This is a genomic window from Nocardiopsis sp. NRRL B-16309 (assembly GCF_001279585.1).
Classification (GTDB): domain Bacteria; phylum Actinomycetota; class Actinomycetes; order Streptosporangiales; family Streptosporangiaceae; genus Nocardiopsis.
The window spans coordinates 64030-84820 of record NZ_LGEC01000126.1 but is presented as its reverse complement, the minus strand read 5'-3'; the positions used below and the strand labels follow the sequence as shown (position 1 = coordinate 84820).

The 20791-nt window shown below is 72.0% G+C and carries 17 protein-coding genes, 1 tRNA gene, 1 other RNA gene and 1 pseudogene; 10 read left to right on the top strand and 10 right to left on the bottom strand.

Annotated features, from left to right (window positions below; all coding sequences use genetic code 11):
- Nucleotides 1–115 precede the first annotated feature (115 nt).
- Nucleotides 116–2131, bottom strand: coding sequence for an NADPH-dependent 2,4-dienoyl-CoA reductase (locus ADL05_RS27170; protein WP_053619866.1), 2016 nt, complete (start codon nt 2129–2131; stop codon nt 116–118).
- 226 nt (nt 2132–2357) lie between these two features.
- A complete protein-coding gene (locus ADL05_RS27165; protein ID WP_053619865.1) occupies nt 2358–3146 on the bottom strand; it encodes an SGNH/GDSL hydrolase family protein in 789 nt (262 codons plus the stop codon).
- Nucleotides 3147–3356: 210 nt separating this feature from the next.
- Between ADL05_RS27165 and ADL05_RS30155 the strand changes: the two are divergent.
- Nucleotides 3357–4180, top strand: a pseudogene (locus ADL05_RS30155) (IS5 family transposase).
- A gap of 70 nt (nt 4181–4250) precedes the next feature.
- Here the strand turns inward: ADL05_RS30155 and ADL05_RS27150 are convergent.
- Nucleotides 4251–4335, bottom strand: a tRNA-Ser gene (locus ADL05_RS27150).
- 75 nt (nt 4336–4410) lie between these two features.
- The gene (locus ADL05_RS27145; RefSeq protein WP_156366071.1) at nt 4411–5757 is read right to left on the bottom strand and encodes a DUF2252 domain-containing protein; all 1347 of its coding nucleotides are present in this window, start codon (nt 5755–5757) and stop codon (nt 4411–4413) included.
- A 105-nt stretch (nt 5758–5862) separates the two neighbouring features.
- On the opposite strand from ADL05_RS27145, the gene ffs reads away from it, so the two are divergent.
- An RNA gene (gene ffs / locus ADL05_RS30150) (signal recognition particle sRNA small type) lies at nt 5863–5958 on the top strand.
- A 97-nt stretch (nt 5959–6055) separates the two neighbouring features.
- The gene (locus tag ADL05_RS27140) at nt 6056–8404 is read left to right on the top strand and encodes a DNA polymerase III subunit gamma and tau (protein WP_053619863.1); all 2349 of its coding nucleotides are present in this window, start codon (nt 6056–6058) and stop codon (nt 8402–8404) included.
- 214 nt (nt 8405–8618) lie between these two features.
- Here ADL05_RS27140 and ADL05_RS27135 read toward each other — a convergent pair whose 3' ends face one another.
- Nucleotides 8619–9236: a TetR/AcrR family transcriptional regulator gene (locus tag ADL05_RS27135; protein WP_053619862.1), complete on the bottom strand. Its 618-nt coding sequence runs from the start codon at nt 9234–9236 to the stop codon at nt 8619–8621.
- Between the two features lie 114 nt (nt 9237–9350).
- Here ADL05_RS27135 and ADL05_RS27130 point away from each other — a divergent pair, with 114 nt between their 5' ends.
- Nucleotides 9351–9548: a DUF6243 family protein gene (locus ADL05_RS27130; RefSeq protein WP_053619861.1), complete on the top strand. Its 198-nt coding sequence runs from the start codon at nt 9351–9353 to the stop codon at nt 9546–9548.
- Between the two features lie 46 nt (nt 9549–9594).
- Here the strand turns inward: ADL05_RS27130 and ADL05_RS27125 are convergent, their stop codons facing one another.
- Both ADL05_RS27125 and ADL05_RS27120 read right to left on the bottom strand, forming a co-directional pair.
- Nucleotides 9595–10773: an rRNA adenine N-6-methyltransferase family protein gene (locus tag ADL05_RS27125; RefSeq protein WP_053619860.1), complete on the bottom strand. Its 1179-nt coding sequence runs from the start codon at nt 10771–10773 to the stop codon at nt 9595–9597.
- Between the two features lie 105 nt (nt 10774–10878).
- Nucleotides 10879–12048 carry an alkene reductase gene (locus ADL05_RS27120; RefSeq protein WP_053619859.1) on the bottom strand — a complete coding sequence of 390 codons (1170 nt, stop codon included), beginning with the start codon at nt 12046–12048 and terminating at the stop codon, nt 10879–10881.
- A gap of 72 nt (nt 12049–12120) precedes the next feature.
- Between ADL05_RS27120 and ADL05_RS27115 the strand changes: the two genes are divergently transcribed.
- The 5 genes from ADL05_RS27115 to ADL05_RS27095 all read left to right on the top strand — a co-directional run bounded on the left by ADL05_RS27115 (nt 12121) and on the right by ADL05_RS27095 (nt 16583).
- Entirely contained in the window at nt 12121–12504 is a 384-nt protein-coding gene (locus ADL05_RS27115) for a MerR family transcriptional regulator (RefSeq protein ID WP_053619858.1), read from the top strand.
- A 269-nt stretch (nt 12505–12773) separates the two neighbouring features.
- Nucleotides 12774–13136: a YbaB/EbfC family nucleoid-associated protein gene (locus tag ADL05_RS27110; RefSeq protein ID WP_053619857.1), complete on the top strand. Its 363-nt coding sequence runs from the start codon at nt 12774–12776 to the stop codon at nt 13134–13136.
- A gap of 338 nt (nt 13137–13474) precedes the next feature.
- Nucleotides 13475–14074 (top strand): recombination mediator RecR, encoded by a 600-nt coding sequence (gene recR / locus ADL05_RS27105; RefSeq protein ID WP_053619856.1) that lies wholly within the window; start codon nt 13475–13477, stop codon nt 14072–14074.
- A gap of 179 nt (nt 14075–14253) precedes the next feature.
- The gene (locus ADL05_RS27100) at nt 14254–15525 is read left to right on the top strand and encodes an aspartate kinase (protein ID WP_082376927.1); all 1272 of its coding nucleotides are present in this window, start codon (nt 14254–14256) and stop codon (nt 15523–15525) included.
- Nucleotides 15522–16583: an aspartate-semialdehyde dehydrogenase gene (locus ADL05_RS27095; protein WP_053619854.1), complete on the top strand. Its 1062-nt coding sequence runs from the start codon at nt 15522–15524 to the stop codon at nt 16581–16583. The genes ADL05_RS27100 and ADL05_RS27095 overlap by 4 nt, the downstream gene beginning before the upstream one ends.
- 119 nt (nt 16584–16702) lie before the next feature.
- On the opposite strand, the gene ADL05_RS27090 is transcribed toward ADL05_RS27095, so the two are convergent.
- Nucleotides 16703–17419, bottom strand: coding sequence for a GntR family transcriptional regulator (locus tag ADL05_RS27090; RefSeq protein ID WP_053619853.1), 717 nt, complete (start codon nt 17417–17419; stop codon nt 16703–16705).
- Nucleotides 17420–17785: 366 nt separating this feature from the next.
- Here ADL05_RS27090 and ADL05_RS27085 point away from each other — a divergent pair, with 366 nt between their 5' ends.
- Nucleotides 17786–18172 (top strand): PLD nuclease N-terminal domain-containing protein, encoded by a 387-nt coding sequence (locus ADL05_RS27085; RefSeq protein ID WP_082376926.1) that lies wholly within the window; start codon nt 17786–17788, stop codon nt 18170–18172.
- 278 nt (nt 18173–18450) lie between these two features.
- Here ADL05_RS27085 and ADL05_RS27080 read toward each other — a convergent pair whose 3' ends face one another.
- Complete coding sequence (locus ADL05_RS27080; protein ID WP_053619852.1) at nt 18451–19755, bottom strand: dihydrolipoamide acetyltransferase family protein; 1305 nt, start codon at nt 19753–19755, stop codon at nt 18451–18453.
- Between the two features lie 14 nt (nt 19756–19769).
- Nucleotides 19770–20783 carry an alpha-ketoacid dehydrogenase subunit beta gene (locus ADL05_RS27075; RefSeq protein WP_053619851.1) on the bottom strand — a complete coding sequence of 338 codons (1014 nt, stop codon included), beginning with the start codon at nt 20781–20783 and terminating at the stop codon, nt 19770–19772.
- Between the last annotated feature and the right edge of the window lie 8 nt (nt 20784–20791).

Genomic DNA, 20791 nt, shown 5'->3' with positions numbered 1-20791 from the left:
CCGGGCTCATGGCCCGGCGGCACGGTTTCCGGCCGGAGGCGCGGCGGCACAGGACCGGCCCCGCGGCCGGGTGGCGCGGTGCCGCCCGACGCGGGTCGGGCGGCACCGCGCGCGGCTACAGCGACGCCGCCAGGCGCGTGCCCTGGTCGATGGCGCGCTTGGCGTCGAGCTCAGCGGCCACGTCGGCGCCGCCGATGACGTGCACCGTGCGGCCGGCGGCGATGAGCGCGTCGGCGAGGTCGCGGCGGGGGTCCTGCCCGGCGCAGACCACGATGGTGTCGACGTCGAGGACGCGCTTGTCACCGTCGACGGTCAGGTGCAGGCCCTCGTCGTCGATCCGGTCGTAGTCGGCGCCCGCGACCATCTCCACACCGCGGTGGCGCAGTTCCAGCCGGTGGATCCACCCGGTGGTCTTGCCCAGCCCGGCACCGACCTTGGTGGTCTTGCGCTGGAGCAGGTGGACGGAGCGGGGGGCCGCGGAGCGCTCGGGACCGCGGAGCCCGCCGGGAGAGGTGAGGTCGGTGTCCACGCCCCACTGACGGAAGAACTCGTCGGGGTCCAGAGAGGCGCCCTCGCCGCCGTCGGTGAGGAACTCGGCCACGTCGAAGCCGATCCCGCCGGCGCCGATGACCGCCACCGTCTCGCCGACGGCCGCCCCGCCCCGCAGGACGTCCACGTAGCCGACCACCTTGGGGTGGTCGATCCCGGGGATGTCGGGCGTGCGCGGCGCGACGCCGGTGGCGATGACGACCTCGTCGAAGCCGTCGAGGTCGTCGGCGGTGACCGTGGTGTTCAGCCGCACGTCCACGCCGTGCTTGTCGAGCTGGACCCGGTAGTAGCGCAGGGTCTCGTCGAACTCCTCCTTGCCGGGCACGCGGCGGGCCATGTTGAGCTGGCCGCCGATCTCCCCGGCCGCGTCGAAGAGCGTGACGGCGTGGCCGACCTCGGCGGCGGAGACGGAGAAGGACAGCCCGGCGGGTCCGGCGCCGACCACGGCGACGTTCTTGCGCACGCGCGTGGGGGAGAGCACCAGCTCGGTCTCGTGGCAGGCTCGCGGGTTGACCAGGCAGGACGTGACCTTGAGGCTGAACGTGTGGTCCAGGCAGGCCTGGTTGCAGCCGATGCAGGTGTTGATCTCCTCGGGCGCGCCCGCGCGGGCCTTGGCCACGAAGTGCGGGTCGGCCAGGAGGGGGCGGGCGAGGGAGACCATGTCCGCGTGGCCCTCGGCGAGGACCGTCTCGGCGATCTCGGGGGTGTTGATGCGGTTGACCGCCACGAGCGGCACGGACACCTCGCCCATGAGGCGCCGGGTCACCCGGCTGTAGGCGCCGCGCGGCACGGAGGTGGCGATGGTGGGGATGCGCGCCTCGTGCCAGCCGATGCCGGTGTTGATGATGGTGGCCCCGGCCTCCTCGACGGCCCTGGCCAGCCGGAGGACCTCGTCGGAGGTGGAGCCGCCCGGGACGAGGTCGAGCATGGACAGCCGGTAGATCAGGATGAAGTCGGGGCCGACGCGTTCGCGGACGCGCCGGACGATCTCGACGGGGAAGCGCATGCGGTTCTCGTACGAGCCGCCCCAGCGGTCGTCGCGCCGGTTGGTCGCGGACACGATGAACTGGTTGATGAGGTAGCCCTCGGACCCCATGACCTCGACGCCGTCGTATCCGGCGCGCTGGGCGAGTTCCGCCGCGCGCGCGAAGTCGTCGATGGTGCGCTCGACCTCGTCCCCGGTGAGGGCGCGGGGGACGAAGGGGTTGATGGGCGCCTGGAGGGCGCTGGGCGCGACGAGGTTCTCGTCGAAGGCGTAGCGGCCGGTGTGCAGGATCTGCATCGCGATCCGGCCGCCCTCGCGGTGGACCGCATCGGTGATCTGGCGGTGCTCGTCGGCCTCCGCCTCGGTGGTGAGCTTGGCGGCGCCCTTGAACGTGGCGCCCTCGGCGTTGGGGGCGATGCCGCCGGTGACGATCAGGCCGACGCCGCCGCGGGCGCGCTCGGCGTAGAAGGCCGCCATCCGCTCGAAGCCCTGGGGGACCTCCTCCAGGCCCACGTGCATCGATCCCATGATGACGCGGTTGGGCAGGGTGGTGAAGCCCAGATCCAGTGGTTCCAGGAGGTGGGGGTACTCGCTCATCTCGTCTCCTCGCGCGGGTGCCTCGCGGGCCGGTGTCGGGCCGGTCCGCGATCCATTATGCAACAAGTTGCACAAAGAGCGGGACGGGGGCGCCGGGGACGGGGCGGTCGGGCGGGTTCGACGTGCGCCTCGTCGCCGGTGTCCGGCGCGGTGGCCGCTCCCCGGCCGCGCCGGTCGGGCGAGCCGTCCGGGGGGCGTCCGGGAGCCGTCCGGGAGCCGTCCGGCTTCAGGGGCGGGCGGCGGGCCCCGGCTCGACGGGCAGCGGTTCCGGGCGCTTGGCCGTGCGGCCGTCGCCCGTGGAGGTCCCGCGCAGCCGTCGCACCAGCCAGGGGCCGAGGAAGGACCCCAGCCAGCGGGCCTCGTCGACCGAGGCGCGTACCCGGCCCGGTCGGGCGACCGGGGGCAGGGGGTCGGACCAGGCGTCGTGGCCGGGGACGCCGAGCGCCGAGGCCATGGCCGAGGCGATCCGCGCGTGTCCCAGCGGACCGCAGTGCAGGCGGTCGGCGCACCACAGGCGCGGGTCCGTCGTCACCGCGTGCCCGTGGGTCTCGACGACCACGGCCCCGTGCCGGGCCGCCGCCGCGCGGATCCTCTCGTTGAGGTCCAGGACGCGGGGGAGCAGCGGGCGGGCCAGCGGGGCGAGCCGCGAGACGTCGGGGAAGGTCATGGTGGCCACACGCGCGCCGGTGCCGGCCAGCTCGGCGAACATCGCCTCCAGGTGGCCCGCGACCCGGTCGGCGTCGTAGGACGGCCGGAGGAGGTCGTTGACGCCCGCGACGACGGTGGCCAGGTCGGGGCGCAGGTCCACGGCGGGTGCGAGCTGTTCGGCGCGGACCTGTCCGGCCAGGCGTCCGCGCACGGCGAGGTTGGCGTACTCCACGCGCGTGCCGTCCGCCGCCAGGTGCTCGGCGAGCCGGTCGGCCCAGCCGCGCAGCCCGGTGGCGTCGTCGCCGTCCCCCACGCCCTCGGTCTGGCTGTCCCCCAGCGCCACGTACCGCAGTCGGCCGTCGCCCATGCCCGCTCCCTCCGCCTGTGCATCTCTCGATGCTCCACGAGGAGACTATTCGCCTAGTTGACTATGCGCCATGGGTCCTCGGAGAGGGAGGCGCCCTAGGCACTGTTTTTTGGAAGTGGGAGCAGAGCAGGGCCTGCCCTGGCAGGCTTGGTGAACGTGCCCGGACGTCATGAAGTCACCGATACCGAGTGGGCCCTGCTCGCCCCGCTCATGCCCGACGACGCCCCCAAGGGCAAGAAGTGGGCCGACCACCGCAAGATCCTCAACGCGATCCTGTTCCGCACCCGCACCGGCATCCCCTGGCGTGACCTGCCAGAGCGATACGGTCCCTGGGAGACCGCCGCCGGACGCCACCGCCGCTGGTCCCTGGACGGCACCTGGCAAAGAATCGCCGACCGGCTGCGCATCGACGCAGCCACCGGCGAAGAACTCATCGCGAGCATCGACTCCACCACTGTCCGAGCCCACCAGCACGCCGCCGGGGCAGCGAAAAAGGGGACACCGCGCGGGACGAACCGGACGGATCCGAAGCACTCGGGCGCTCCCGGGGCGGGCTGACCACCAAGATCCACCTGCTCGCCGATCAGCACAGGCGTCCCCTGGTGCTGGCCACCACCCCGGGCCAGCGCGGGGACAGCCCCATGTTCGAACCCCTGATGGGCGCCCTGCGGCTGCCCCGCAGCACCGGCCGGCCGCGCACCCGCCCCGACCGGGTCCTGGGCGACAAGGCCTACTCCAGCCGCGCCAACCGGGACCACCTGCGCAAGCGCAAGATCAAAGCGACCATCGCCCAACCCCGTGACCAGCGTGAACACCGTCGGCGCAAGGGGTCCGCGGGCGGCAGGCCCCCGGCCTTCGACCAGACGGCCTACCGCGACCGCAACACCGTGGAGCGGGCGATCAACCTGCTCAAGCAGAACCGGGCGGTCGCGACCCGCTATGACAAGCGGGCCGCGATCTTCGACGGGACCGTGCAGGTCGCCTCGATCCGGATCTGGCTCCGCGACCTGACCCGTTCAAAAAACAGTGCCTAGACCACCAACGACGAAGGCCCCGACCGGTGACCGGTCGGGGCCTTGACGTCTGCCCTGGTGGGGGCGTCCGCGGAGGATAGGGGATTCGAACCCCTGAGGGCTTGCACCCAACACGCTTTCCAAGCGTGCGCCCTAGGCCACTAGGCGAATCCTCCGCGCACAACTCTACATGCCGTCCGGGGGTGGTCCGAACAGGTTTCTCCGGGTCCCCGGGAGGGCGCGCGGGCGGCTCAGGTGCGGCTCGACCGGACGCCGCGGATGGCGTTGTTGCGGAAGGCGTCCACGAACAGCGAGTGGTCCGCCCGGGTCTGGGAGGCGTAGGCGTGCGCGAAGTCCGTGCACCACCGGGTGAACTCGTCCTCGCGGCCGTCGAGCACCGCCAGGACGGCCGCCTCGGTCTCCCAGTCCACCAGGGCGGAGTCCGCGTGCGCGTCGGACACGCAGTGCGCCTTGGCGGTCGCGCGGCCCAGGTAGTCCAGGACGGGGGCGATCTCGGACGGCTCGGTGAGCCGGTTCCAGTCGAGGTCGTTGGTGTACGGCGAGACCTCGCTGACAACGAAGCCCGCGCCGTCGATCTCCGTGTGGCCCAGCAGCGGGTCCGCGTGGGCCTGGAGCGCCCGCTGGGAGACCGCGGTGCGGTGCCCGTGGTGCTCGAAGGCCGCCATGATGTGCTCGTCGGTCACCACCCGGGACGGCGCGGCCACGTTGCCCTGCTTGACCGACAGGACGACGTCGTTGTCCCACGCCTCGGACAGGCCCTCGATGAGCAGGCTGTAGGCGGGCAGGCCCGCGGAGCCGATACCGAAGCCGCCGTTGCCGACCACGTCCTTCACGGTGTAGGTGCGGGGGTCGAACCGCAGGTCCTCGGGGATGGTCCGCAGGTAGCCCTCGTAGGCGGCCAGGACCTTGTCCCGCTCCCCGTCGGGCAGGCGGCGCACCCGCGGCCCCTCGCTGAACCGCCGGTCGTACCCGTGGCGCTCGGTCATGGACGTGAGCATCGCGGCGCGGCTGTTGAGCCGGGCGCTCTGGAGCACGTCGTGCACGGTGCCGTCGGTGTTGTCCAGCTTGAGGGAGAACGAGGAGTCGCCGCCCTCGGTCGCGAACCGCCGGACCTGGTCGGCGTAGGAGCGCACGCAGCGCGCCACGAGGGCGCCGATGTCGTCGTCGGACAGGGCCTTCTGCCAGCCGAGCAGGGCGATGCTGGCGGCCAGGCGCAGGACGTCCCAGGTGAAGTGGCCGAGGTAGGCCTCGTCGAAGTCGTTGACGTCGAAGACAAGTCGGCCGGTCGAGTCCATGTAGGTGCCGAAGTTCTCCGCGTGCAGGTCGCCCTGGATCCACACACGTGAGGTGCGCTCGTCCGACCACGGGTCGGGCATGCCGGCGACGTCGGCGTAGTACAGCGCGGTGCTGCCCCGGTAGAAGGCGAACGGGTTGGCCGCCATCTTGCGGAACTTCAGGCGGAAGGCGGACGGGTCACTCGACATCAGGTCGGCGAAGGCGGATTCCAGGGTGTCCACGATGAACGCGCGGCGCTCGGGGGAGTGGTCGGTCGCTTCATGGAAATGGAAGTCGTCCATGGCGCCCATCATGGTCGGGATCGTCCGGATGCGCGATGGAACGGGGGACGCGGGAGGCGGGCCCGACGGGTTGCCCGAGCAGTCGGGGGTTCGGATACACTCGGGGCAGACCCCTCGTGCGGCGTCATCCTATGAACCTCCCCAGGGCCGGAAGGCAGCAAGGATAAGTAGGCTCTGGCGGGTGCGCGGGGGGTCCTTCTCGTTTCTCCGACCCCTCCCGTTCGCAGGATCCGGCGCGAGCTGTCGCTGCTTGAGGGTTGAATGGACCTGTGGCAGGGACCAGGGGAGTGATCACGCCGTGAGTATCGCGCTGTACCGCAAGTACCGGCCCGCGACATTCGGTGAGGTGCGCGGTCAGGAACACGTGACCGACCCGCTGCGCCAGGCCTTGCGCAGCGGCCGGATCAACCACGCCTACCTCTTCAGCGGCCCGCGCGGCTGCGGGAAGACGACGAGCGCGCGCATCCTGGCCCGGTCGCTGAACTGCGTCGAGGGGCCCACGCCGGACCCCTGCGGCGTCTGCGACTCCTGTGTGGCGCTGGCCCCCGACGGCGGCGGCAGCATCGACGTCATCGAGATCGACGCCGCGTCCCACGGCGGTGTGGACGACGCCCGCGACCTGCGCGAACGCGCGTTCTTCTCGCCGGTCAGCTCGCGGTACAAGATCTACATCATCGACGAGGCGCACATGGTGACCCGCGAGGGTTTCAACGCGCTGCTCAAACTTGTCGAGGAACCGCCGCCGCACCTGAAGTTCGTGTTCGCCACCACCGAGCCCGAGAAGGTCATCGGCACGATCCGCTCGCGGACCCACCACTACCCCTTCCGGCTGATCCCGCCGAGCACGCTCAAGGAGCTGTTCGAGGACCTCCTCAAGGAGGAGGGGATCGCCTACGACCCCGCCGCGCTGCCGCTCGTGGTGCGCGCGGGCGCCGGGTCGGCGCGTGACGGCCTGTCGGTCCTGGACCAGCTCATCGCCGGGTCGGGCGAGGACGGCATCACCCGCGAGGGCGCCGTCTCGCTGCTCGGCTACACCGACTCCAGCCTGCTCGGCGAGATGGTCGACGCCCTGGGCGCCCGCGACGGCGCGGCCGTGTTCGGCCTCATCGACCGCGTGGTCGAGGGCGGCCACGACCCGCGCCGCTTCACCACCGACCTCCTGGAGCGCGTCCGCGACCTGGTCATCCTCGCGGCCGTGCCCGACGCCCTGGACAAGGGACTGATCAACGTCGCCGCCGAGGCGGCGGACCAGATGAAGCAGCAGGCCGCCCGGATGGGGCCCGCCGAGCTCACGCGAGCGGCGGACATCCTCAACCAGGGACTGACCGAGATGCGCGGCGCCACGGCGCCCCGGCTCCTGCTGGAGCTGATGTGCTCACGCATTCTGCTGCCGGGGACCGACGGCGACCAGGGTGTGGCGCTGCTGGCGCGCCTGGAGCAGATGGAGCGCCGGATCGCCTCGGGTGCCATCGCCCCCGCGGTCCAGCCGTCGGGTGCGGCACCGGCTCCCGCTGCCCCTGCCGCCCCCACCGCTCCCGCCGCCCCTGCCGCCCCCACCGCTCCCGCCGCCCCCGCGGCCGACTCCGCGCCCGCTCCCTCCGCCGCCCCGCGGAACCCGGCCGCCGCGCCTGCACCCGTACCCGCCGCACCTGCCGCGTCCGCCGCACCCGCCGCGCGGCCCGACCCGGCTTCCGAACGCCCGGCGCCCGCGCGGTCCCAGGCGGACCCGGCTCCGCCGGTCCGGCCCGAGCCGTCCGGTGAGCCCGCCGGCTGGTCGGACCCGCCCCGGTCCCGCGCCGCCGAACCGTCCCCGCGCGGTGCCGCGCAGCCCCAGGCCGCCGCCTCGGGCGGGTCCCTGGACCTCGGCCGGATCCAGGCGGCGTGGAGCCAGATCCTGGAGGCGGTCAAGGGCCGCCGCCGCTTCACGTGGATGGTGCTCTCCGGCAGCGACGTGCGCCCGGTCGGGCTGGAGGGCAACGCGGTCCTGCTCGGCTTCTCGCGCCCCAACGAGGCCAAGGGCTTCACCAACAGCGGCAGCGACCAGGTCGTCGCCGCGGCCATCCAGCAGGTCCTCGGCATGGAGGTCCGCGTGGCCCCCGCCGGGAACGGAGGCAACGGCGGAAACGGCGGTGCACCCGCGCGTCGGCCCGAACCCGCGGCACGGCCCGTCGAGCCCACCGGCTGGGACACGCCCGCCGCACCCGCGCCCCAGCCGGACCCGGCTCCGGAACCGGCCCCCTCGGCCGAGCGCGCCACCGACCCGGAGCCCTCGCCGCGCCCCGCGCCCGCGGACGAGTCCGCACCGGCTCAAGCCCCGCCCCACGCGGCCGGTCCGCCCGCGGACCGCATCGTGACGGGGCTGACGGAACCGCCGCCCGACCCCTTCGAGGACGCCGCGGCCGCGCCGCCGCCGGAGTACTCCCCGACCGAGGCCCCGACCGCGCCGTCGCGGCCCTCATCTCCCGAGCGGCGGCCGGACCCCGCGCCCGCGCAGCGCTCCGAGCCGTCGACGGCTCCGGCGGGTCCGGGCACGTCCGGGGGCTCCACCGGACGTTCCGCCCCCGCGTCGGGCGGTCCCTCGCTCATCGAGTCGGAACTGGGCGGGCGCATGATCGAGGAGATCACGCACGAGGCCCCGGAGCTCTGACGCCGGGCGCGCCCCGTCCCGCCCTGGGTCGAGGCCCGGCTCACCGTGTCGCGCCCTGAGGAGTCCCAGAGCCCCTGGCGCGTCCGGAGGAGGGCAGGGACACCCCGGCGGCCTGGCCCGCCCTTGGAGGTTCGGCGAGCCCCGGCGCGTCCCGACACGCCCCCGGAAGGCCCGGCGGACCCCAAGGAGGCCCGAGGCCCGCGGTTTCGGTCGTTCAGGGGCGCAGGGCGCGTAGTGCCATGTCGACGAGCACGTCGACGTAGTCGTGGGTCAGCGGCGCGGTGCGCAGCAGCCACCGGTGGTGCAGCGGTCCCGTGAGCAGTTCCACCGCGACGTCGAGGTCGGCGTCAGGGGAGATCTCCCCGTGCTCGCGCGCCTTGCGCAGCCGGTCCTTGTAGGCCCTCATGTGCGGGCGCAGCAGGTCCTCCGTGACCGCCCGGGCGAACTCCTCGTCGTGCTGGACCTCGGCGGTGAACGCGCGGCTGATCCGGTCCGTCTCCGGGGTGTTGTACTCGTCCACGGTGGCGCGCAGCACGGTGCGCAGGTCGGCGGCGAGGTCGCCGGTGTCGGGCAGGGGCTCCGACTCGCCGCCCGCCTCCCGTTGGAACACGTCGAGCACCACGGAGGCCTTGGACGGCCACCAGCGGTAGATGGTCTGCTTGCCGACACCGGCCCGGGCGGCGATGCCCTCCATCGTCATCCGCGCGAACCCGACCTCGCCCATGAGGGCGGCCGCGGCGTCGAGGATCGCCGTGTGCGCGCGCTCGCTCCGGCGCCGGGGGTCGGGGGCTCGGCGGGTCGGCGTACTCTCAGGTGCGGTGCTCTCTGCCATGCGTCCCACGGTAGCCGCCGAAAAACGACGAGACGTATCGTCTTGTCACGGCTAGACTCACGTCAGTACCCATCAACACGAGGCGAATCGCCTTGTCGGCGAGAGGAGGTCCGCGTGGCCAGGAACAGCGACAACCTTCTGGGCATGGGCGGGCAGCGCAACACGGTCTCCCGGTCCGCCCTGCGCGGCACCAGCGGTGGAACCAAGGGCGGCCCCAGCGCCGACGCCCGTGAGCGCAAGCAGGAACTCCTGCGCAAGCTCCGTGAGAAGAACAACTCCGCCGAATCCGGGGAGGACGGGGGTCAGGAATGACCCCGCCGCGTCGGCCCCCGCCCCCACAGGTGGGGGCCGACGGCGTTCACACCGGCCAGGACCTGCGGTCGGGCCCGTCCAGCCACACCCGGTGCGAGCCGTCGGGCTCCACCGCCAGGCCGAAGCGGCTCGGCTCCGGCTCGCCCAGACGGGACCACTCCTCCAGGGCCTCCTCGAACTCGTCCCAGATGCTCCTCGGGCCGCCCTGCTCGATCATCCACGAGGTGCCGTAGGGGTAGACGCGGACCCACGACGTCCCGGCGTGGTCGCACACCCACATGCCCGACCCCGTGCCGATCCACCGCCGTCGGACCCGCCAGTCGGGCACCATCACCGAAAGCGCGAACGCCGAGGGGAAGGACATCAGCGGCGACACCGGATCGGCCTGGGTGAGCCGGTACTCGTCGGGCTGCTGTCCCGAGTCCCGGGCCGGCGGATACGGCGGGCCCGGCGCCCGCAGCGGCACGAAGCCCACGCCCGCGTGGAAGCTCCCCACCGCGGCCCCGTTCGGCGGCACCTCCACCCTGGTCAGGACGCCCGCCCCCTCCAGGAGTCCCCACGGGCACACCACCAGACCGTTCGGCCGTACCTGTTCGAGCCAGGCGGGCGGGACCCGGCGCACACCGCAGGTGGACAGGATCCGGTCGTAGGGCGCGCTCGGCGGGTAGCCCTCGTAGCCGTCGACCGCGTGGACGGCGGGCGTGTGCCGCCAGTTCCGCAGCGCACGGCGCGCGGCCTCCGCCAGACGCGGGTCGATCTCCACGGACGTGACGGCGTCGTCCCCCAGCAGATGGGCGAGCAGGGCGGTGTTCCAGCCGGTGCCGGCGCCGACCTCCAGGACCTCCTGCCCGGGAGCGAGGTCGGCCAGGTCCAGGAGGCGGGCCAGCACGGTGGGAGCGGAGCTGCACGAGGCGGCCGCGTCGGGGTCCTGTTCGGGCGAGCGCGGTGAGGGCATCTTGCGGCGCGGGGCGGTGTCCGACCGCCGTTCCGGCCCGGGGCCCTCCACGCGGGTGGCGACGGCGTTGTCGGCGTACACGGCCGCCAACCAGCGCTCGGGGTTGCCGGTGGCGTTCAGGGCAGCGCCCTGGGCGGTCAGGGCACCGGACTCGGGGATGAACGCGTGTCGGGGGACCGAGCGGAAGGCGTCGATGAGCGCGGCGTCGGTCAGCGTGCCGTCCGTGATCATCGCCTCGATCAGTGCCGAGTGGCGTTCTCTGGCGGTCAACACGTGGTCCCCCGTGACTGTCGGTGACTTCAGTGGGGCCCGCGGGACCTCACCGGGACGGTTGTGCCCAGCGGGACACCTTTTCAACCGACAGTGATATTAACCCTACTCTTTGTTCTTTTCGCTGGTGGAAGCACCTGCCGGGAGGGTCGGTGTCCCGTTACTCCGAGGGTAGTCGACGTACCCCCGCGGGCCCGAGGTGTAGTGGAACTCCCTTTCCCTGATCAATGCCCAGGGGATTCCCGCGGCGAGGCGTTCCACGGCGTCCGGGGTGGAGATGAAGGGCCGGCCCACCGAGACGAGGTCGGCGCGCCCCTCGCCCACCAGGCGCGCGGCGCTCTCCTGCGTGGTCTCCTCGTGCTCTCCGGTGTTGCCGACGAGGGTTCCGCTCCAGCGCGGGCGCAGGTCGGCCAGAGCCGGGTAGACGGGGTCGTCGGTGAGGTGGAGGTAGGCCAGGCCGAGCGGGTCGATCGCGGCGAGCAGGGCCCGGTAGACGGTGGCGGGGTCGCGCTCGACCATCTCGCCCTCCGTGTTGCCCGGCGAGAGCCGCAGGCCCACGCGCTCGGCCCCGACGGCGTCGGCCACCGCCTCGACGACCTCCACCGCGAACCGGATCCGCCCGGTGGTCCCGCCGCCGTACTCGTCGGTGCGCAGGTTGGTGTTGTCGGCGAGGAACTGGTGCGGCAGGTAGCTGTTGGCGCCGTGGATCTCCACCCCGTCGAACCCGGCGCGGATCGCCTCGGCGGCGGCGTCGGCGTGCTCGGCCACGGCGGCGCGCACCTCGGTGCGGGTCATCGCGCGGGGGGCGACCGGCGCGGCCTTGCCGTCGAGGGTGTGCACCAGGTGGGTCCGGGACACCTCCGACGGGGCCAGCGGAATCCCCCCGTCGTGGCGGTTGGCCGGGTGGGCGTTGCGCCCGGCGTGCATGACCTGGGCGAAGATACGGCCGCCCGCCGCGTGGACGGCATCGGTGACCTGGCGCCACGCGTCGACCTGCCGGTCGGAGTACAGGCCGGGCTGGGTGAGGTACTGCTGTCCGGCCGGGCTGGGGGAGACGCCCTCGGAGACGATGAGCCCGGCGCCGGCGCGCTGGGCGTAGTAGGTCGCCATGAGCGGAGTGGGCACGGCGTTCCGGTCGGCGCGCATGCGCGTCATCGGCGCCATCACGACCCGGTTGGGCAGGGTCAGGGCGGGCAGCGCGTGCGGGGTGAGGAGGGGGTGGACGGACTCGGTCACGGTGTTCGGGGCGGCGCTCCGGGCGCTTGTCGTCGTCATGTGCCCAGGCTAGAATCTGACATGGATGTCAGGTTCAAGTGATCGTGTCGCACATCACACCGGAGGGTGGCCATGCGGATCGGAGAGCTCTCCCGGCGCACGGGCGTCAGTCCCCGTTCGCTGCGCTACTACGAGGAGCAGGGGCTGTTGGCCTCCACCCGCACGGTGGGCGGACACCGCGAGTACGGCCCGCTCGCGCCGGAGCGCGTCGACCGCATCCAGTGCCTGTTCGCCGCCGGACTCAGCAGCGCGACCATCTACGAACTCCTGCCCTGCATCTACGCCCAGGAGCGCGGGGAGCCCGCGCCGGACCTCCTCGACCACCTGTGCGAGGAACGCGCGCGCATCGCCGCCTCGCTCGACCGGCTGGAGCGGACCCTGGTCGCGCTCGACGGGGTGATCGACAACTCCCGCCCGTCGCCCACCATCGCCCCTGGGGGCGCACGGCGCGGGTGAGGGGGCTACCACCCTCAACGGACGGCCTCCGGCCGCAGACCCCTTGCCCGTCGCCCACCATCGCCCCTGGGGGCGCACGGCGCGGGTGAGGGGCTACCGCCCTCAACGGACGGCCTCCGGCCGCAGACCCTCCACCCGTCCCCCGTCGCCCGTTCGTCGCTCGCCGACCGGGACCGCCGCCGAGCGGTTACGCTCACAGACAGAGCGACACGACAAGCGAGAGCCAGCACCAAGAGTGCGGCGAGGAGACGGCCGTGAACCCTGGCGGAATGGACATGCAGGCCCTGCTCCAGCAGGCCCAGCAGATGCAGCAGCAGCTCGTGGAGGCCCAGGAGGCCCTGGACGAGGCGGAGGTCGAGGGCACCTCGGGCGGCGGCCTGGTCAAGGTCAAGCTGAGCGGGCGCGGACAGGTCGAGGACATCACCGTCGACCCCAAGGCGGTCGACCCCAGCGATGCCGAGGAGACGGCGCAGACCGTCGCGGACCTGGTCCTGGCGGCCATCCGTGACGCCGAGGCCCAGGTCGAGCGGCTCCAGCAGGAGAAGATGGGCCCGCTCGCCGAGGGTCTGGGCGGCGGCGGCATGCCCGGCATGCCCGGTGGCGGCGGTATGCCGGGACTGCCCGGCTTCTAGGGCGTGCTCCGTGGATGTCGCCCGTCGCGAGCGGTGTATCCAGTGGTGCTCTCGCAAGGCCGAAGAAGGAGTCATCCTGGTTTGGCTGTCGACTGATGAGAACGCTGCGAGAGTGCCGCTGGGGCGCCGCGCAGCGGGGTGAGTATCCGCGGAACACGCCCCGCTCCTCCGGAAGGATTCGCCTCGTGCGGCGCCCCGGCCCAGCCACCACCGGCCGGGCCGCCGGCGGGGCCCGGTGGACGGCGGCCTCGGCGTGCGCGAGAGGTCGTCGCTCCCGATACGGTGGGAGCAGGGACGACGGACCTCCCGACCAAAGGGTCCGAACCGACGGGTAGGCGATGTACGAAGGCGCGGTGCAGAATCTGATCGACGAGCTGGGGCGACTGCCCGGCGTCGGTCCGAAAAGCGCGCAACGCATCGCCTTCCACCTGCTGTCCGCGGAGCACGCGGACGTCAAGCGCCTCGTGAACGCGCTCGTCGAGGTCAAGGAGAAGGTCCGCTTCTGCTCGGTGTGCGGCAACGTCGCCGAGGACGAGCAGTGCCGGATCTGCCGTGACGCGCGCCGCGACACCGCGGTCATCTGCGTGGTCGAGGAGTCCAAGGACGTCGTCGCCATCGAGCGGACCCGCGAGTTCCGGGGGCGCTACCACGTCCTCGGCGGCGCCATCAGCCCCATCGAGGGCGTCGGACCCGACGACCTGCGGGTCAAGGAGCTCATGACGCGCCTGGCCGACGGCCAGGTGACGGAGCTCATCCTGGCGACCGACCCCAACCTGGAAGGGGAGGCCACCGCGACCTATCTGGCGCGGCTGGTCAAACCGCTGGGCCTGAAAGTGACCCGGTTGGCGAGCGGGCTCCCCGTGGGCGGGGACCTGGAGTACGCCGACGAGGTCACCCTCGGTCGCGCTTTCGAAGGCCGTCGCAGCCTCGAGTTCTAGCTCACACTTCGCCGTCATCTGGACGAAACGTGAGTAACCTCCGTTCGATCGGGTAAGCCCGAGCGCTGGTGTGTGATGTCGCCGCGCGCTGCGTCCCAGGTCGGACCGGGTGCAGAAGCAGGCCGCTGACTACACTCCCTAGTAATTGTCTTGATCCCAACTCCTCAGGAGCATCGATCGTGGCCCTAATCGTGCAGAAGTACGGTGGGTCTTCCGTGGCTGACGCGGAAGCCATCAAGCGAGTAGCCCAGAGGATCGTCGCTCAGAAAAAGGCGGGATATGACGTCGTCGTCGTGGTCTCTGCCATGGGCGATACCACTGACGAACTGTTGGACCTGGCCGAACAGGTCTCCCCGATGCCGCCCGCCCGTGAGCTCGACATGCTCGTCACCGCCGGTGAGCGCATGTCCATGGCGCTCGTCGCGATGGCCATCGAGAACCTCGGTTACGAGGCACGCTCCTTCACCGGCTCCCAGGCCGGTGTGATCACCACGTCGCTGCACGGCAACGCGAAGATCATCGACGTGACCCCGGGGCGCATCCAGGAGGCCGTGGACGAGGGTGCGATCTGCATCGTCGCCGGTTTCCAGGGCGTCTCGCAGGACACCAAGGACATCACCTCGCTGGGTCGCGGCGGTTCGGACACCACGGCCGTGGCGCTCGCCGCCGCCCTGAAGGCCGACGCCTGCGAGATCTACAGCGACGTCGACGGTGTCTTCACCGCCGACCCGCGCATCGTGCCGAGCGCGCGCCGGATCCCCAAGGTCTCCTACGAGGAGATGCTGGAGATGGCCGCCTGCGGGACCAAGATCCTGCACCTGCGCTGTGTCGAGTACGCGCGGCGCTACAACATCCCGCTGCACGTCCGCTCGTCGTTCAGCCAGAAGCCCGGTACCTGGGTCGTTTCGGAAGTCGAGGAAAGCGAAGGCATGGAACAGCCGATCATCTCCGGGGTCTCCCACGACCGGAGCGAAGCCAAGATCACCGTCGTCGGCGTGCCCGACAAGGTCGGAGAGGCCGCCACGATCTTCAAGGCCCTCGCGGACGCCGAGATCAACATCGACATGATCGTGCAGAACGTGTCGGCGGTCTCCACCTCGCGCACCGACATCTCCTTCACGGTGCCGAAGGAGTCCGGCAAGACCGCGATCGCCTCCCTCAAGCGGGTGCAGGAGAAGGTCGGCTTCGAGTCCCTGCGCTACGACGACAAGATCGGCAAGGTCTCGCTGATCGGCGCCGGCATGCGCTCCTACCCGGGCGTCACCGCCCGCTTCTTCGACTCGGTCGCCGGTTCGGGCACCAACATCGAGATGATCTCCACCTCGGAGATCCGCATCTCGGTGATCGTCGAGGAGGACCAGATCGACGCGGCCGTGCAGGCCGCCCACAGCGAGTTCCAGCTCGACTCGGACCAGGTCGAGGCTGTCGTCTACGGAGGTACCGGCCGATGAGCAACCGACTTCCCACCCTGGCCGTCGTCGGCGCGACCGGCGCCGTCGGCACCGTGATGCTGGGCATCCTCAGCGAGCGCGAGAACGTCTGGGGCGAGATCCGCCTGGTGGCGTCCGCGCGCAGTGCGGGCAAGGTCCTGCGGGTCCGCGGCGAGGACGTCGTGGTCCAGGCCCTGACCCCCGAGGTCTTCGACGGCGTCGACGTGGCCATGTTCGACGTACCGGACGAGATCTCCAAGGAGTGGGCGCCGATCGCCGCCGCGCGCGGCGCGGTCGCCGTCGACAACTCCGGCGCGTTCCGCATGGACGCCGACGTGCCGCTCGTGGTGCCCGAGGTCAACGCGGACCAGGTCCGCAACCGCCCGCGCGGCATCATCAGCAACCCCAACTGCACCACGCTGTCGATGATCGTGGCGATCGGTGCCCTGCACCGGACCTACGGCGTCAAGGAACTCGTGGTCTCCTCCTACCAGGCCGCCTCCGGCGCCGGCCAGGAGGGCATCGACGTCCTGCGCGACCAGATGGCCGCGGTCGGCGCCGACCGGAGCCTGGCCGAGAAGGCGGGCGACGTGCGCGAGGCGGTCGGTGAGCTCGGCCCGTTCCCCGCGCCGCTGGCCTACAACGTCGTGCCGTGGGCGGGTTCGCTCAAGGACGACGGCTGGTCCTCGGAGGAGCTGAAGGTCCGCAACGAGTCCCGCAAGATCCTGGGCCTGCCGGACCTGCGCGTCAACGCCACGTGCGTCCGCGTGCCGGTGATCACCACGCACTCGCTGGTCGTGCACGCGACCTTCGAGAACGAGGTCGCCGCCGACGACGCCCGCAAGCTGCTGGGCGAGTCCGACGGCGTCCAGGTCCTGGACGACCCGGCCAGGGCGGAGTTCCCGACCCCGGCCGACGTGGTCGGCACCGACCCCACCTGGGTCGGCCGGATCCGCCAGTCGCTGGACGACCCGGCCTCGCTCGACCTCTTCCTGTGCGGGGACAACCTGCGCAAGGGCGCCGCGCTCAACACCGCGCAGATCGCCGAGGTCGTCGCCAAGGAGTTCACGCAGGGCTAGGCCCCGGGCCCTGGGGCCCGACCACGTCAGAGCCGGAACGCACGCAGGAGCCGAGAGGGTTCCGGCGTGCGTTCCGGCTCTGTGCGCGGGGCCCAGGGACGAATGCCCGCGGAACCGCCCTACGGGGAGCGGGCCAGGCTGAGCTTGTAGAGGAGTCGGCACTGCTCGGTCGCCCCGATGAGGTCGGAGGTCTCCACGGGTCGGCTGCCGCAGTAGTGCGTGCGCTCCACCACCAGGACGGACCGGCCGGGGGCGGCGCCGAGCAGGGCGGCCTCGGAGTCGCGCAGCGTGCGCACTCCCACCTCCTCGACCACCCGGTCGACGTGGTGGCCCGCGGCGCCGAGGCGGTCCAGGAGGCCGAGGTCGGGGGCCGCGTCGAACGGGGTGCGCAGGGTGCCCGCGGTGAGGGCGGCGGGTTCCCAGGACAGGTGCAGGGTGACGGGCAGCCGCGCGGACAGTCCGCGGGAGGTCGTGCGGTAGACCGGGTCGCCCTCACGGATCCGGAGCCGCGCGCTGAGCGGGGCGGGGCTGCGCTCCTGCTCGGTGCCGATCACCTCGCGCCTGAGCTCGCCCAGGCCGGAACCGGAGGAGTCGGTACGGCAGAGCCGGAACTGCTCGGGTGCAGGCCGTACGAAGTATCCGGACCCGGGGCGGGCCTCGACCAGGCCCTCGGTGACCAGCAGCCGCAGCGCCGTCCGGGAGATCTGCTCGCTGACGTGGTAGCGCCGGGCGAGCCTGGTGCGGGAGGGCAACCGCGTTCCGGGGGGCATCTCGCCGCGCAGGATCGGTTCTCGGAGCTGTTCGGCCAACCAGAGGTAGCGGGGTTGCCGACTCACTGTCACCGGGCTCCGGGCGAGGGGCCCTCCGCCGGCGGGCGGGCTCTGCGGTCCGGCGTGCCCGGTCCTGCGAGTCGGTGGTCACGGGTGGCCGCGCCACCACCGTTTCCGGTGCCGGCTCCGGGACGGAGCGAGGGAGTGAACCTGCCAGATCGCCGACGATCGCCCATGGTTACCAGTAAAGCAGCGGAAAAGCCTGGTGGGGGGCCCTACGCGAAAGTCGTCGCCTGAATCCGCGTCACCGCCAGTGATTCGGAACCGGGTCCCGCGGCCGGAGAAACGCCCGAAAGTGTCGATATGTGGGGAGACTCGCCGCCGCTTAATTACTCTGTGCATTAAGAATGTCACTGTGAGTATGGGGGAGTCATGGACATCGCGCTCGCGCAGGGGGTCGCGCACGAACTCGCGAACACGGTCGACGACAGCGCCGTGTGGCTGAGCGGGATCGCGGGGGTGATCTTCCTGGCCATCGGCCTCGCGGTGCTGATCCTCCTCATCTGGGCGATCGTCTCCACCCTCGCCGACTCCGACCTCACCGCGGGCGGCAAGCTCCTGTGGGTCGTCTTCGAGCTCTGGACGCCCCTGCTGGGGGCGATCGCCTGGCTGGTCGTCGGGCGCAAGGGGCACCTCAACCGCCTGCTCGGGATCGACAAGGGCCGGGCCCGGCACACCGTCCCGACCAGCGTGGGCCAGCACAGCAACGTGGCCTCCCGGGACGACCGGCCGGACCAGACCGGCCTGGGCCACGCCTGAGCGGCGACCGCACTCTGTCCACAGCCTGTGGACGACGGCCGCACGGCCGCTCCCGGGACGGACCGCGGACGGGCGAGCCGCCGCCCGACGACGGTTCCGCCCTCTCCGCCCCGTCGCGGGAGTGCCCCCGACCGCTGCCGCGCCGGTACCGGACCGACACGGGCGCGGAGCGCCTCGGACCACGGGCCACCACGGAACGCGCGCTCACGGGCGCACACGGGCGCACACGCGAACACCCCGGCCGGGAGCCTTCCCGACCGGGGCGTTCGCTTGTGCGACTACAGGATGATCCGCATGGGCTCCTCGAGGATCTCGGCCAGGTCCTTGAGGAAGGCGGCACCGACGGCGCCGTCCACCGCGCGGTGGTCGACCGACAGCTCCAGGGAGATGCGGTTGCGCACCGCGACCTCGCCGTCCACGACCACGGCCTCCTGGCGCATCGCGCCGACCGCGAGGATCGCCGCCTCCGGCGGGTTGATGACCGCGGAGAAGCTGTCCACGCCGAACATGCCCAGGTTGGACACGCTGAACGTGCCGCCGCTCATCTCCTGCGGCTTCAGCTTGCCGTCACGGGCCTTGCCCGCCAGCTCGCGGGTGCGCGTGGAGATCTCCGACAGCGTCGCCTTGTCGGTGTCGTGCAGGACCGGCACGACCAGGCCCGCGTCGACGGCCACGGCCACTCCGACGTTCACCCGGTGGTGCTGGAGCAGCTTGTCGTCCACCCACGAGGTGTTGACGGCCGGGTGCAGCTTGAGCGTGGTCGCGCAGGCCTTGACGATCAGGTCGTTGAAGCTGATCTTGGCGCCCGTGCTCGCCAGCTGCTCGTTGATCTGGGCGCGGAAGGCCTTGAGGGCCTCGGCGTCGATCGTGCGGCGCAGGTAGAAGTGCGGCACCTGCTGCTTGCTCTCGGTCAGGCGGCGCGCGATGACCTTGCGCACGTTGCTGACCTTGAGCTCCTCGGAGGCGCGCCCGTCGTCGAAGGACGGGGCCTGCGCGGCGGGAGCCGCCGCGGCCGGCGCCGCGGGAGCACTGGGCTCCGGAGCCTGGGCGCCGGCGCCGTTCTTGGCCGCGGCCTCGATGTCGGCGCGCACGACCCGGCCCTTGGGGCCCGAGCCCTGGATCCGGGTGATGTCCAGGCCGTACTCCTTGGCCAGGCGGCGGGCCAGCGGGGAGGTGCGCGGACGCGGCCCCTCGCCGTCGCCGGACGCGCCGGACTCGTCGGCGGCCGGAGCGGGCTCCGCCGGAGCCGTCTCCCGCGCGGCGGGCGCGGGCTGCTCGGCCGGGGCCTCCTCCTTCTCCGCGGGCTCGGCGGGGGCGGCCGGGGCCGAGTCCGCCACCTCGGCGTCCGGGGAGTCGGCGATCACACCGATGACCGCGCCGATGGGCACCGTGTCACCCTCGTTGACCGACTGCTTGACCAGGAAGCCGTCCTCGTAGGCCTCGTACTCCATGACGGCCTTGTCGGTCTCGATCTCGACCAGGACGTCGCCGGCGGCGACCTTGTCGCCCACCTTCTTGACCCACGTGCTGATGACGCCTTCCTCCATGGTGTCGGAGAGGCGCGGCATCTGGATTTCGCTCATGCTTGAAACTCCCTCTACCCGACCCGTTTGCCGACGGCGCTCAGGGTCTCCTTGATGGCGGTGCTGATCGACTCGACCGACGGCAGGGCCGCCGTCTCCAGCGGCTTGGCGTAGGGCATCGGCACCTCGGCCATGGCCACGCGGCGGACCGGGGCGTCCAGGTAGTCGAAGGCCCCCTCCTGGATCGAGGCGGCGATCTCCGCGCCGATCCCGTAGGTCAGCCAGTCGTCCTCGCAGATCACCGCGGCGCCGGTCTTCTTGACCGAGTCCACGAACGTCTGGCGGTCGAGGGGGCGGAGGCTGCGCAGGTCGACGACCTCGACGCTGATGTCCTCCTTGGCGAGCCTCTCGGCGACCTGGGTGGCGACCATGGCCATCCGGGAGTAGCCGATGAGCGTGATGTCGCTGCCCTCGCGGGTGACACCGGCGCGGCCGATCGTGGCCACGTCGTCGTTGGACGGCTCGGCGTAGCCGTCGGGGACCTCGCCCTTGGAGTTGTACAGGCCCAGGTTCTCCAGGAACAGGACCGGGTCGTCGTCGCGGATGGCCGCGCGCAGCATCGAGGAGGCCTCGGCGGGCGTACTGGGCGCCATCACCTTGAGGCCGGGGATGAAGGAGTAGAACAGCTCGATGTTCTGCGAGTGCGTGGCACCGAGCTGCTGGCCGCCGCCACCGGGGGTGCGGATGACCATGGGGACGCTGGTCTGGCCGCCGAACATCCCGTAGATCTTGGCGGCGTGGTTGATGATCTGGTCGATGGCGATCAGCGAGAAGTTGATCGTCATCAGCTCGACGACCGGGCGCAGGCCCAGCATGGCCGCGCCGATGGCGGCGCCGACGAACCCCTCCTCGGCGATGGGGGTGTCCTTGACCCGCCGGGGGCCGAACTCCTTGAGGAGGCCCTCGGTGATCTTGTAGGAGCCCTCGAAGACACCGATCTCCTCGCCCATGACGAGGACGTTCTCGTCGCGGACCATCTCGGCGCGCAGCGTGTCCCGCAGAGCCTGGCGGTATGTGATCACAGACATGTGCTCGT

Excerpts from the sequence above, each read along its gene's own strand:
- ADL05_RS27095 (WP_053619854.1), top strand. The coding sequence starts at position 15,522 with ATGAGCAACCGACTTCCCACCCTGGCCGTCGTCGGCGCGACCGGCGCC.
- ADL05_RS27165 (WP_053619865.1), bottom strand. The coding sequence starts at position 3,146 with ATGGGCGACGGCCGACTGCGGTACGTGGCGCTGGGGGACAGCCAGACC.
- ADL05_RS27135 (WP_053619862.1), bottom strand. The coding sequence starts at position 9,236 with ATGGCAGAGAGCACCGCACCTGAGAGTACGCCGACCCGCCGAGCCCCC.
- ADL05_RS27075 (WP_053619851.1), bottom strand. The coding sequence starts at position 20,783 with ATGTCTGTGATCACATACCGCCAGGCTCTGCGGGACACGCTGCGCGCC.
- ADL05_RS27170 (WP_053619866.1), bottom strand. The coding sequence starts at position 2,131 with ATGAGCGAGTACCCCCACCTCCTGGAACCACTGGATCTGGGCTTCACC.
- ADL05_RS27115 (WP_053619858.1), top strand. The coding sequence starts at position 12,121 with ATGCGGATCGGAGAGCTCTCCCGGCGCACGGGCGTCAGTCCCCGTTCG.
- ADL05_RS27080 (WP_053619852.1), bottom strand. The coding sequence starts at position 19,755 with ATGAGCGAAATCCAGATGCCGCGCCTCTCCGACACCATGGAGGAAGGC.
- ADL05_RS27145 (WP_156366071.1), bottom strand. The coding sequence starts at position 5,757 with ATGGACGACTTCCATTTCCATGAAGCGACCGACCACTCCCCCGAGCGC.
- ADL05_RS27085 (WP_082376926.1), top strand. The coding sequence starts at position 17,786 with ATGGACATCGCGCTCGCGCAGGGGGTCGCGCACGAACTCGCGAACACG.
- ADL05_RS27120 (WP_053619859.1), bottom strand. The coding sequence starts at position 12,048 with ATGACGACGACAAGCGCCCGGAGCGCCGCCCCGAACACCGTGACCGAG.
- recR (WP_053619856.1), top strand. The coding sequence starts at position 13,475 with ATGTACGAAGGCGCGGTGCAGAATCTGATCGACGAGCTGGGGCGACTG.
- ADL05_RS27110 (WP_053619857.1), top strand. The coding sequence starts at position 12,774 with ATGGACATGCAGGCCCTGCTCCAGCAGGCCCAGCAGATGCAGCAGCAG.